The organism is Shewanella sp. BJSY2023SW007 (assembly GCF_047314525.1).
GTDB lineage: Bacteria > Pseudomonadota > Gammaproteobacteria > Enterobacterales > Shewanellaceae > Shewanella > Shewanella chilikensis.
On the sequence record NZ_JBKORL010000015.1, the window covers coordinates 14683 to 27869 of the forward strand.

At 50.8% G+C, this 13187-nt stretch carries 10 protein-coding genes; 4 read left to right on the forward strand and 6 right to left on the reverse strand.

What is annotated here, in order from left to right:
* Positions 1-16 precede the first annotated feature (16 nt).
* The 3 genes from etrA to ttcA all read left to right on the forward strand — a co-directional run bounded on the left by etrA (position 17) and on the right by ttcA (position 2825).
* On the forward strand, positions 17-769 hold the full coding sequence (etrA, locus tag ACMHXE_RS03155; protein ID WP_025010389.1) for an electron transport transcriptional regulator EtrA: 753 nt from the start codon (positions 17-19) through the stop codon (positions 767-769).
* A gap of 89 nt (positions 770-858) precedes the next feature.
* Positions 859-1785 (forward strand): universal stress protein UspE, encoded by a 927-nt coding sequence (uspE, locus tag ACMHXE_RS03160; RefSeq protein WP_039032955.1) that lies wholly within the window; start codon positions 859-861, stop codon positions 1783-1785.
* A gap of 77 nt (positions 1786-1862) precedes the next feature.
* Positions 1863-2825, forward strand: coding sequence for a tRNA 2-thiocytidine(32) synthetase TtcA (gene ttcA, locus ACMHXE_RS03165; RefSeq protein ID WP_101056336.1), 963 nt, complete (start codon positions 1863-1865; stop codon positions 2823-2825).
* Between the two features lie 175 nt (positions 2826-3000).
* On the opposite strand, the gene ACMHXE_RS03170 is transcribed toward ttcA, so the two are convergent.
* A complete protein-coding gene (locus ACMHXE_RS03170; protein WP_165565064.1) occupies positions 3001-3462 on the reverse strand; it encodes a hypothetical protein in 462 nt (153 codons plus the stop codon).
* 189 nt (positions 3463-3651) lie between these two features.
* On the opposite strand from ACMHXE_RS03170, the gene dgt reads away from it, so the two are divergent.
* On the forward strand, positions 3652-5109 hold the full coding sequence (gene dgt, locus ACMHXE_RS03175) for a dGTPase (protein ID WP_413731365.1): 1458 nt from the start codon (positions 3652-3654) through the stop codon (positions 5107-5109).
* Positions 5110-5180: 71 nt separating this feature from the next.
* On the opposite strand, the gene ACMHXE_RS03180 is transcribed toward dgt, so the two are convergent.
* From ACMHXE_RS03180 to bamC, 5 genes are all read right to left on the reverse strand, one after another.
* Positions 5181-6539 (reverse strand): diguanylate cyclase domain-containing protein, encoded by a 1359-nt coding sequence (locus ACMHXE_RS03180; protein ID WP_412501202.1) that lies wholly within the window; start codon positions 6537-6539, stop codon positions 5181-5183.
* 233 nt (positions 6540-6772) lie between these two features.
* Positions 6773-7045, reverse strand: coding sequence for a hypothetical protein (locus ACMHXE_RS03185; RefSeq protein WP_052247918.1), 273 nt, complete (start codon positions 7043-7045; stop codon positions 6773-6775).
* A gap of 448 nt (positions 7046-7493) precedes the next feature.
* Entirely contained in the window at positions 7494-10586 is a 3093-nt protein-coding gene (locus ACMHXE_RS03190) for an efflux RND transporter permease subunit (protein WP_413731367.1), read from the reverse strand.
* A complete protein-coding gene (locus ACMHXE_RS03195) occupies positions 10583-11668 on the reverse strand; it encodes an efflux RND transporter periplasmic adaptor subunit (protein WP_248952382.1) in 1086 nt (361 codons plus the stop codon). The genes ACMHXE_RS03190 and ACMHXE_RS03195 overlap by 4 nt, the downstream gene beginning before the upstream one ends.
* A gap of 414 nt (positions 11669-12082) precedes the next feature.
* Entirely contained in the window at positions 12083-13183 is a 1101-nt protein-coding gene (gene bamC / locus ACMHXE_RS03200) for an outer membrane protein assembly factor BamC (protein WP_165565060.1), read from the reverse strand.
* Between the last annotated feature and the right edge of the window lie 4 nt (positions 13184-13187).

A 13187-nucleotide genomic window follows, 5' to 3' on the forward strand; every position in this document is an offset into this window, starting at 1 on the left:
TTACTTGAGAAAGACTATGACAATAGACAACAACAAGCATCGTCGCCCTGCTGCCGGGGGCTGTACCATTCATTGTCATGATTGCAGCATGGGGACCTTGTGTATTCCCTTTACGCTCAACACCAATGAGTTGGATCAGCTTGACAATATTATCGAACGCAAGAAACCCATTCAGAAGGGTGAACAGCTGTTCAAGTCCGGAGATCCACTAAAGTCTCTATATGCTATTCGATCCGGAACGATTAAAAGCTATACCATCACAGAACAGGGTGATGAGCAGATCACCGGCTTCCATCTGGCCGGTGATGTCATAGGCTTTGACGGTATCCATGCCCAATCACACCAGAGTTTTGCCCAGGCCCTGGAAACCTCTATGGTCTGTGAAATCCCCTTCAATACTTTGGACGAACTCTCAGGCACCATGCCCAAACTCAGGCAGCAGATCATGCGCCTGATGAGTAATGAAATCATGAGTGACCAAGGGATGATCCTGCTGCTAAGCAAAAAGAATGCCGAGGAACGCCTGGCCGCTTTCATCAGTAACCTTGCGGCCCGATTCGGTAGCCGCGGCTTCTCTCCCAGAGAATTTCGCCTCACCATGACCCGCGGTGATATAGGCAACTATCTCGGTCTCACAGTGGAAACCATCAGTCGTTTGTTGGGACGGTTCCAAAAGGCCGGACTAATTGAAGTGAAAGGCAAATATATCACTATACTGGATCTGGAAGAGCTCGACAGGTTGGCTGGAGCTGCCCGGATAGCAAGATAGCAAGCGATTCAATATATTGATCTCAAGCAATACAAATCACAGCCAATATCGCATGATATAGGTATATCCTGCGGAATAAGGAAAAAGCCATGAGGGACTATCAAAAGCTATTGGTCGTAGTCGACCCCACATCAGAACAGCAGCCTGCTCTTGCCCGAGCGGTGGAACTCGCCACCCGCAGCAAGGCGAAGATCACTGTGTTTCTGTCTATCTTTGATTTCTCCTATGAAATGACCTCAATTCTTTCCAATCAGGAACGTGAGGCCATGCGTCAAGGGGTGATTAACCAACGTAAAGCCTGGATTGCCGATCTGCTAAAACCACACCAGCAAGCCGGACTCGAGATAGACAGTGAAGTACTGTGGCACAACCGCCCGTTTGAGAGCATCATCAACTTTGCCATTCAGGGAGAATATGACCTGATAGTCAAAGGCACCCATGAGCACGACAAACTCAAAGCGGTTATTTTCACCCCCACCGACTGGCACTTGTTGCGTAAGGCTCCCGTGCCTGTGTTGCTGGTAAAACAGCATGACTGGCCGGTAAAAGGTAAAATTCTCTGCGCCGTCAACGTTGCCTCTGAAGATGAAGAACATCAATCCCTGAACGGCAAGATCATTGAGCATGCTCAGGAACTTGCAGCCAAGTTCGATGCCGAGGTGCACCTGGTTAACGGTTATCCTGGAACTCCGGTCAACCTGGCGATTGAACTGCCGGACTTTGATGCTCATACCTACAACGAAACCATTCGCATGCAGCACGAGCAACGGGTCAATTATTTGGCCAATAGCTACGGGGTCGATACCGCCCACTGCCACGTGAAAGAAGGTCTGCCTGAGGATGTTATCCCTGAGCTGGCAGAACAATTGGACGCCGAATTGGTCGTTCTCGGCACTGTGGGTCGTACCGGATTCTCTGCCGCGCTTATCGGCAACACAGCAGAACACGTGATAGATTCGGTCAACTGCGATCTGCTGGCGGTAAAACCCGACGGTTATAAGTCGCCTCTGGCCTGAGTCGCCCCTTTACCCGACCGGCTTTAGCTGGAATAATACGCGCCCTGAACCATAGTGTTACTGGGCGCTTATTTTTTATGTCTGAAGTTATGCAAGAGCTGGATAAGAAACAAATCACTCGTCTCAACAAACTGCAAAAGCGTTTACGCCGCGAAGTCGGCAGCGCCATTGCCGATTACAATATGATTGAAGAAGGCGATCGCGTGATGTGCTGCCTCTCCGGCGGCAAGGACAGCTATGCCATGCTGGACATTTTGTTGAACCTGCAGCAGCGGGCGCCTGTGCAGTTTGAAATTGTCGCCGTCAACCTGGATCAGAAACAGCCCGGCTTCCCGGAAGAAGTGTTGCCGGCCTATCTGGATAGTTTAGGTGTGGCTTACCATATTCTAGAAAAAGATACTTATTCGATAGTCAAAGATAAGATCCCCGAAGGCAAGACCACCTGCTCGCTTTGTTCCAGGCTGCGCCGCGGTACCCTTTATGGGTTTGCCCAGCGAATAGGTGCCACCAAGATAGCGCTTGGCCATCACAGAGATGACATCATAGAAACCTTGTTCCTCAACATGTTCTATGGTGGCAAGATGAAGGCCATGCCACCCAAGCTGTTATCGGATGACGGTGCCAATATGGTGATCCGCCCCCTCGCCTATTGCCGCGAAAAAGACATTGCCGAATACGCCAAGCTGAAAGCCTTCCCTATCATTCCTTGCAACCTTTGCGGCTCCCAGGAAAACCTCAAGCGCGCCGAGGTTAAGAATATGCTCAAGCTGTGGGACAAACAGTTCCCCGGCCGCATTGAAACCATCTTTACTGCGATGCAAAATACTGCGCCATCCCAAGGCGTTGATAGAAACGTGTTTGACTTTATGGCACTGGAGCGTAATCCGGATGCTCCTGCCAGCGGGGAAGTTGCCGAAGCCGATTTGCCTGCCTTTGACTTTATGGATGTCAGCAACAGCGGCCATATCGATCTCGATAATGCAGCCAAACATGCAGACTCGAGTCAGCGTATAGAAGTAGTGGGTGTCTATCAGCCCTGATCAAGCAATTATCCGAACAAGCCGCCTTTGCTTGTTCGGAGCCATTACTGCATCTTACGACGGTCATTAAAAATACGAAATACCGCCAGCAGCTGAATGGCTTTGCGCCGAATAGCGAATTTCAGCAGCAATGGGGCTGGAACAAATCTGCCCCATCCCCTGCAACTTGGCTGGATTATTGACTACGGTGGAACTTGGCGTCCTGATCGAGACACCACTGAGCCGAAGAACTCTTGTCTTCATTGGGGCGTCCGGTTAACAGCTCTCCCTGTTCATTGATGTAATAGACAAAAGCTTTGGCATCACCCAGCTCATCCCAATACAGCATGGCTTCATCTGCTTCAAGGCCTTCGCAAGTCGTGATTTTGTCTCCAATGGATTCAACATAAGCACTGCCCTTTATCTGACTCAGCGGCACGCCTGTACATTGGTTATTATCATAGAGGTTAGCCACACTATAGTAGCGGTTTTCCTCAAAACGCATGACAAACTCCTTACCCAGTTTTTCGTCACTGAGACAACCGGTTGTCCACTCCCCTTTGAGTCTGTCCGGCATGGTATCATCGCCATGGAACACCAGGAAACCAAGCGTCGCCGCTAAAATAAGCAGCAACATCACACTTAAAGACTTGAGCATCAACACTTCTCTGACAAAGGATTTGTCAGGATAGTACTCTGCGATAGTCAACGACGCTACCGAACTCATCGCAAATTTACATTGAGTGTCACAAATTGGCTCCATGGGATAAACTGTGGCACATTGACGTAATGCAATAATTGCGGATCTTTTCTTTTTCAGCCAACCACTTATTTGGAGGTTTTCTCGGTGTCATCCACATTTTCTGAGATAGATTTTCGCCGTAAAATGACTGCACAACGCCCGTTTGGCAAAGCGGACGCTCGGGTCGAGAATCCAGAAAAATTGCAGCTGGCACTGGAGAGTGACCGCGGCCGTATCATCAACTCGGCCGCCATTCGCCGCCTACAGCAAAAGACTCAGGTATTCCCGCTGGAGCGCAATGCCGCGGTACGAAGCCGCTTGACACATTCGTTGGAAGTACAACAAGTTGGGCGCTTTATCGCACAAAGGATATTTAGGTACCTGGGGCCGGATGCTGAGCTATACGGTCTGCAGGAGTTGGAGCGGCAACTGGAAACCCTGGTGGAAATGAGTTGTCTGATGCATGACGTCGGTAATCCCCCCTTTGGTCACTTCGGTGAGGCCGCTATCAGTCATTGGTTCAGTCAGAATCTTACCTCTCTTGCCCCTTCGGGTTTCGATTCCGAATATCCTGAATTAATTCAAGATTTATCTCACTTTGAAGGTAATGCCCAAGGCATACGCTTGATCCACACCTTGCTAGGGCTCAACCTCACCTACAGTCAATTGGCTGGTATTTTGAAATACACCCGCCCGGGCACGCTCGTGAAAGATAAAGCCAGCCCTGAGCATAGCTATCTGATGAAAAAAGTTGGTTATTATGCCAGTGAATCCATGTTTATTGCCGAACTGACACAAGCCATGGAAATGGCGCCCGGTTGTCGTCACCCAGTGAGTTATATCATGGAGGCTGCCGATGATATTTCATACTGCCTTGCTGACATTGAAGATGCGGTGGAAAAAGGCATCATAGAGTTGGATACCCTAAAACAGAGTTTGATAGCCGAATACCAGCGGCAAATTGCGGTCAAGCAAGACGCTCTCGGGCACCAGGACTTCATGAGCAAATCGATTGAAGCGGCAGACAGCAGCGCCCGCCATCTGGCAATCAACCAACAAAGCCAGTTCTTTACTTTCCTCAGGGTTCGGCTGATCCACCCTTTGGTCAACCATGCTGCCAAGCGCTTTATCGACAATATTGATGCCGTGTACCACGGCAACCTGAACGAGTCGCTGCTCGAGGATGGCGGCTATGAGCACGCCATTACAGAAACCCTCAAGCAAGTCGCTATCAAACAGGTATTTTGTCACCGGGAAGTGGAAAAACTTGAACTGCAGGGATACAGGATAATCACAGGGTTACTGGACAACTATCGCTCCCTGCTGGCATTGAGCGAAGATGAGTTTAGCAAACTGGTACAAGGCCTGCCCAAGACTGCGCTTATCGAAACCCGGCTATTCCATAAGCTGCCGGGTAAACACTTGGCCACCTATAAAAGAGCCATTGAAGCTAATCAGTATCCTGAGTTTTATCACAGGTGCCGTTTGCTGCAGGATTATATCAGCGGGATGACAGATCAATATGCTCTGGATGAGTACAAGCTGCTTATGGTACTTGACTGAGTCTGATCTTGATAATGGCTATTAAAATTTAGTTGCATAAGAACCAGGCCCCAGGGGGCCAACAGCTATTATCAGAAACGTCGGAACAGCAGATCGTTACGCCCTGACGCCTTAACCTGATACATCAAGCGATCGGCATCGGCAAGTACCGAAAGCGGATCACGCTGTCCCGGACCGGCGTATACGGCTCCTATGCTGATACTGAGTGGCAGTTCGCCCACTTTAGTCGGAAATGGGGCTCGGCCCACGGACAACAATAAACTCCTGGCTAGCTTTTGGGTCGCGCTCTCTGCCATTCCCAACTGCAGGATACAGAACTCCTCGCCGCCTACCCGGGCAAATACGGCACCTTCCGGCAAGAGCGTTGCCACCCTCTGTACCAGTTGGCAGATGAGTTCATCCCCCACCAGATGGCCATAACTGTCATTGATCCTTTTGAAATCATCAATATCAAACAACAATAGGGTTAAACTATCGTAACTGCGGCTGTCGCAAGCTTGTTCCAATGCCTCCATAAATGCCCGCCGGTTGGTTATTCCTGTCAGACTATCGGTTGACGCCAAATGAACCAACTCTGCGTTAACCGCTTCCAGTTCTGCAGTGCGGATAGCCACAGTGCGACGAAGCATAAATACGTAGCTTATGACTGCCAGAAAAAGCAAAGCCAAAACAACATGCAATAGATAGCGTGGATAAACCGTTTCCACATACATCCAACGATTAAGGATCCTTTGGTACTCGGCATCAGGAATGCGCGCTAATCCTTGCCGAATTTCTTCCTGTAAAGTGACATTCCCCTCTTTGACGGCTGAGCGAATTTGAGCACTGTAGAGATGACGAACCGGAACAAAAAGTGTGGGCTCTTGCGAGGTATACAGGTAGAAATTCGCAACCTGCAGATCAGCAACAAAGGCCTTCAAACTCCCCGCTACTGCACTTTTGAGCATCTGCTCGTTACTGGCATAGACAATTAAGCTGGTATTTGGAAACTCTCGACGAACGAAAGCCTCTTCATAGCCGCCGCTGACAACTCCCACTTTACCGCCGCTATCCAGATAACGATCAGGTTCTGTACCAAGCAGTGCCTGGTTGAAGAACAGTTGGCTCTCAATGCCAAGTAGTCCCTGGGCATAATCAAGATAATGCTCTCTTTCCTGAGACCAAAGCAATCCGGCATGAATATCGGCTTGGCCGTTGCGAACCAAATCCAGCGAATGTTGCCAATCGGTCAATATGAAGCGGATTTTGACTCGATTGGCTTTGGCATATTCTCGCCAAATATCCACTAACATGCCGCTGGGTTCACCGGCATCATTCCGGTAAGAAAATGGTTTCCAGGAACCTGAGTTGGTGACAACAAGCTCTCTGATGGGAACTTCACTCTGACCGTTATCCGCTTGCTCTGCAGCCAGGCTTTCGCCAACTACCAATAACAGAGGCAGAAAAATAAGCCTTGTTTGACTTTGACATAGTCGAGACAAAGGAACCGACAACAGCTGAAGCCAAGGAGTAAGTGAGACAATAACAGCAAGTTTCATCAGGCCGGAATATCCTTTCAAGGCTCGACATTGGCGGGTCATACCCAGGTTGTACACCCAAGTTCAAAAACGGCCACCAGGAACACAAAATACTAACATTGAAACAGGCATTCCGGCATCAACTTTCAGCAACGGCGGATCCGTACCACCTTCATGGTTTCCATCTCAAATCCGGCTACTATGGTGGTTTGGGGATAATAATCGACCGATACTCTGGCACCTTTGAGCGAACGATATTTTTTGGGGCGTTTAAAACGAAATGGTGCATCGCAATTTTCCAACATCAGTGTGTGTTGGATCCAGTCGCCTTCATCCCTTTGGGTATGGGAGACAACCGTCTTATCTTCGGTGTGATAAAGTGGTGAGTGTTTCTCTGTCAATACGTCAGCTATTGTCATAATGCATTTACCTCCGATAGGTCGCTTCTGACTATGTATCCAAGGTCCTGACGGGCCCGACCTTGCCCGTCCAGCTCGGGCAGTAGCTTCACCTTTTGCTTCCATTCCTTTTAAAGCAAATGCGAGAGACCTGGCTGTAAAGTCGCTTCCGCTTTTAGTGGCGATAGCTGCAGGGAAAAGTACTCCTGCCGCGGCAAGTTGGCGGTAGCTTTTCAGTCGGGTCTGGGCAAACAGAATCCCCCCGGACATATAGTCTCCGAGGAAAGGTCAATACAAGGTGAGCAAACATTGTAGCAAATTTGCACAGAAAGATCTTGGTGAAAAAAGAGACTGATATTTTGTTAAAACCAAATTTTCAGCTCAAGCTGACCCCTAATGATAGATATCATTCTAAAAGACTAATACCCATGGACTATAGAGCCCAAGTTGGTACTTGGGCTCTATAGCGTCATTCTGCCAGTTCCTTTTCCAACTGTTGGGCCACTGCTTCCGGTGAGCTGGAACGGCGAGCAAACAGTGAATAAGCCACAGGGATCACCAACAGGGTAAACACTGTAGCCAGCAATATGCCGGAGAGCACCACCACGCCAATAACAAAACGGGTCTCGGCGCCTGCCCCCTCGGCGAGCACCAGAGGCACGGCGCCGGCGGCCGTGGTTATACCTGTCATCAGTATCGGTCTGAGCCTTTGGTTGGCCGCTTGCAATATAGCGGCGTCGAACTCAAGTCCCTTATCCCTGAGCTGGTTGGCAAACTCGACGATAAGAATACCGTTTTTGGCCGCCAGCCCTACCAACATGATGATGCCTATCTGGCTGTAGATATTTAGACTTTGGCCGGTCAGCAGTAAGCCCACCAGAGCGCCCACTGTTGCCAGCGGCACAGTCAACATGATCACCATGGGGTGGATATAGCTCTCAAACTGCGCCGCCAATACCAGGAACACTATTCCCAACGCCAGCAGGAACACGAAGTACATGGAGCTGCCGGACTCCTGATAGTCGAGTGACTGGCCTTTGTAGCTTATCAAGGCTTCTGCCGGTAAATAGGTGTGGGCCAAATCATTGAGATAATCGAGCGCCTCCCCCAGGCTGTAACCTTCCGCCAGATTGGCCTCCAGGGTTATCGCCCGCATCCGGTTGTAGCGATGGAGCTGACTGGCGTCGGCAAACTCTTCTATGCTCACCAGGTTCGAGAGCGGGATCAGCTGCTTGCTGCGATCTGAGCGCACATAGATATTCTGCATATCCGAGGCGGTGTTTTGGCTGTCGCGGTTGCCTTCGATGATCACGTCATACTCTTCACCGTCGCGCATAAAGGTGGTCACCAGGCGTGAACCCAACATGGACTCAAGCGTGCGCCCGATATGAGCTATGGAAACCCCGAGATCCGCCGCCCTGTCTTTGTCGATAACGACTCTGAGCTGGGGTTTGGTTTCCTTGTAGTCATGATCCAAACCGACGAGATTGGGATTTTCCGCCGCTTTTTCCAACATAATGTCGCGCCATCTGGCGAGCTCCTCATAACTGGGGCCGCCAATGACAAACTGTACGGGTTTACCGACACCGCGGCCAAAGGCCTGGCGCATCACGGGAAACGCCCTGACGCCGGCGAGATCGGCGAGCCTGGCACGGACATCATTGATGATCTCCTTGGCGGGACGGCGCTGGCCCCAATCATTGAGTACTATGATCGCCATACCGTTGGAGAAGTTGGCCGAGCCGCCCCAACCGCGAGGCGCACGGATCAACAAACGTTTGACTTCGCCGCTGTCGACCAGAGGCATCAAACGCTGTTCCACCTCGTTCATATAGGCTTCGATATATTCATAGCTGGCGCCCTCCGGGCCGTTGACCATCAGAAACATAGAGCCCCTGTCTTCCTGAGGCGCAAACTCCTGCGGGATCAGTTTAACCATGTAGGCACTGGCTCCAAGAGCCGCCACCACCAACAGGGAAACCAGCAAGGGGTGCTTCATGGCGCCGGTAAGGCTGCGGCTGTAAAAGCCTGCCAGAGCGTTCATTCCCTTATCGACCTTGCGCATCAGCCAAGTATCCTGGCTCGCGGGCTTAAGCAGTTTGGAACACATCATGGGACTGAGTGTCAGCGCCACTATCGAGGAAAACAACACGGCGGCACTCATGGTGACGGCAAACTCTTTAAACAACTTACCGAGATCGCCATCGAGGAAGGTGATTGGCATAAATACCGCCACCAACACCGCCGTAGTGGCAATAACCGCAAAGGCCACCTCACGGGCGCCGAGGAAAGCAGCTTTCAATGGACTGTCGCCCTCTTCGATGCGGCGGTGAATGTTTTCCAGCATCACGATGGCATCATCCACCACCATACCGATAGCCAGGATCATCGCCAGCAGGGTCAAGAGGTTAATTGTGTATCCCAAGGCGTAGAGCACGATAAAAGTGGCTAGTAGGGATACGGGCACAGTTAGTGCCGGGATCAACATGGCGCGCACGCTGCCAAGGAACAGGTAAATGACGATGATCACCAAAATAATGGCGATAAACAGCGTCTGATACACCTCGTCGATAGAGGCTTCGATAAACACTGAGCTGTCGTAGGAGCGTTTGATCTCCATACCCTGGGGCAGAGTCGGGTTGATCTCATCTACCAGTTTATTCACCGCCCGCGCCACTTCCAAAGTATTGGCGGTAGACTGTTTGGAAACCCCAAGGCCTATCATGGCTTCGCCGTTACCGCGGAACATGATCCGCTCTTCTTCGGAGCCGATTTCGACCTTGGCCACATCTCCGAGTTTAACCAGGTAACCGTCGCCCCCTTGGGTTAGCGCCAGGTTAGCAAAGTCTTCGGCGGTGCGAAAGCTACGCTCAAGCCGCACGGTAAAGTGACGTTCCTTGGATTCGATGGAGCCGGCCGGCAGTTCGACGTTTTCCGATCGCAGCGCCGATTCGACATCGGCCACCGTCAGGTTACGGGCCGCCAGCGCCTGGCGGTCAATCCAGACCCGCATGGCGTAGACCTTGCCGCCACCGACACGCATATTGGCCACCCCGTCGATGACGGAAAATCTGTCGGTAAGATAACGGCGAGCATAGTCAGTGAGTTGTAAAGTGGTCATCTGATCCGACACCAGATTGAGCCACATGATCACTTCATCGCCGCCATTGGCCTTTTGCACTTCAGGCGGATCGGCCTCTTCCGGCAGGTTATCAAGCAAACCTGAAATGCGATCGCGGACATCGTTGGCCGCCGCTTCAATATCCCGGTCAATATCAAATTCCAGCACCACGGAAGATCGGCCGTCTGTACTGGATGAATTGATATGGCGTATGCCTTCAACGCCGCTGATCCTGTCTTCAATCAGTTGAGTGATCCGGCTTTCCACCACAGAGGCACTGGCACCACGGTAGCTGGTATCTATCGAAACTATCGGCGGGTCAATATCCGGGTATTCGCGCAGCGGCAACTTACCGAAAGACACCAGACCAAAAGCAATCAACAAAAGACTGATGACCGAGGCGAAAACCGGCCGTTTAACGGAAATGTCTGTCAGTATCATACTGTGGTCTTCGCCTCTTCAGCCGTCAGGAAGCTGAAATGTTCCTTGAACTCCACCTTGACCTTGTCACCGGGGCGAACCTTGAGGATCCCGCGAATGATCACCTGTTCACCCAGCTCGACGCCTTCGAGAACTTCTACCCAGCCACGGCTACGCAGCCCAATGGTAACCTGTCGCTGTTCCACCACACCTTCGCTGTTGGCCAGATAAAGATAGTGGCGGTTTTGGATAGGAATAATCGCTGACTCGGGCAGCAGCAAAGCCTCACGGTTTTGCTTGATGAGCTTCACCTTCATCAACATGCCAGGCAGCAGTTGACCATCCGGGTTGGGGATCTCGGCGCGCACCACAACTGCCCGTGTGGTAGGGTTAACCCGGCTGTCGATGGAAACAACCTTGCCTCGAAACAGCTTATCCGGATAGGCAACCGCCCGGGCTTCCACGGTTTTGCCCGGCAACAAGTCTTGAATAAACCGCTCGGGAACCGAGAAGTCCAACTTGATAACCGAGATATCATCCAAGGTGGTGATCACCACTCCCGGGGTCACCAGGCTACCGACCGAGACCTGGCGTAAACCCAGGCGACCGTTGAAGGGGGCGGTAATCTGCCTATCCCGCAGTGCCGCCTGTGCTTGCTCGACTTCGGCCCTCGCACTTTCTATCAGGGTTTGCAATCGGTCGCGTTCGGTTTCAGCAACTGTTTTGCTGGTGACCAGCGAGCTGATACGGTCAAACTCACGGGTATTCTCCCGCACCTTGATCCTGGCCAATTCCACCCTGGCTTGCTGTTCGGCGTCCTGCAGTTTGGCAAGCAGTTGTCCTTGCTTGACTATCTGACCATCATCGAAACGAATCGAGGTCAGCACATCGCTGACCTTGGGGGTGATGGTCACTGATTCATAAGCCTTGGAGGTACCAAGCGCCTCCACTTCATCCCGCACAGCCTGTATAGCGGCCTTATACACCACAACATTGGGTACCGGGCGGGCTTTTTTCTCCATCGGGGCTGGCTGCTGATGCCATTGTTGATAACCAATGGCTGCTGCCGCCAGTAGTACCACTAGGAGTATTATTTTTTTCATTGATTGTCCGAAGGTACAGAATTTTATGGGTAAAACAGTTTACCCTGCGACTTATCGGCTTCAATACGTTTTACTTTTACTTACAAATTACATTTATTTGACACAGATGGAAACATGGTTAAAGAATCTGTATCAACCACTAGCTCGCGGAGATAAAAGCTGCCTAATACCCCAAAAGCCAAAGAGTATTCTATATAAGGCCATTTGCGCAGTGACTGAACTATTTCATCTAGCGTTCTGTATAACTGAATGTGCAGCACAAAAATCATACAAAAACATTACAAGTTAAGTGGCTACAGGAAGGACCAGTTGATACTACCAAAGGGCTCTGGCGCAATTGCTTGGCAACTGAATAAAAAAGGCGCCGAATTCGGCGCCTTTCCAATCAAACCCGCAGTGATAAACCAGAAGCGCTTAACGCACCTTACGATCTTCGCGCATCAACTCAGCTAGGTTCTGATAAACGGCTTCAATGGTTTCATTGGCGAGTGGCTGATCGGCCACATCGTGCAGACGAATTTCAGTCTGCTCTTTGTTGGCGGCGTCTTCTTTCAGCAACAAACGATAACTGCCTTCTTTGAGCGCCAACTTGTTATCGCCCCACAAGGAACTCCAGAAGCCGGAGTTGTCATTCAGATTAACGTAGAACAAGCCTTTACTTGAGTCCATGTCTACCACTTCCAAGCCAAGCTCAGGCAGTACTAGCCGTAGACGATCCCAGGTACGCTTGAACGGCGCATCGGCCACCCAGTAGCTTTCACTGTCACCGCCCTGATGCAGTGACATATCAATGCCGAGACTTTGCTTGATGCGGTTGGCCTTGATCATCTGCTCACGCTTGAGGCTCATATAGGCCACGGCACTGTTGAGCATGTCTATGGTATAACGGCGCTTATCTTCACCGCTGAGCAATACCGGCAGCTCTGAGCCGTCATAATGTTCTTCGTGGTCGATAAGTGTGATCAGCAAATTACCGGTACGGCCATGAGGACGAACTTCGACATCGAAACGGAAACGCTGGCGCAGCTGGTATACTTTATCGCTGCCAAACCAGGAAGAATCGAGTACCTGCTCAGTTTCAATCCAATCTGTTTCGATAGAACCTTTATCATAATCTTCAGAGACTATGCCGTAGCCTTGCTTTTGCAGGTAACCCTTAACTGTGCTGAAGATCTCCTGCTTAAGATCAACGCTGTTGTCGATGGACTCAACCACGACTTTAATATTATCACTGCCCTCTTCCACATGAGTGCCTTCCGCCATGGGCAGTACTTGTAGAGGCGGGCGGATATCGAGTTTTTCACCGACAAACTCGGGATTGCTCTTGGCACCAAGCTGTGGGATCTCAAACTCTTTACTGAATCTTGGAGTGTCCAAACCTTCCGGGATCACCAAAGGTGCTGAAGTGCCGGCATCTACGTATTCGAAGTCGCCGTTGGCCTGGCGACGATCAATCGGCGTACTGCAGGCTGCAACAGCGACAACCATCACTAAGGGGGTAACTTGCTTTAGCATTAAA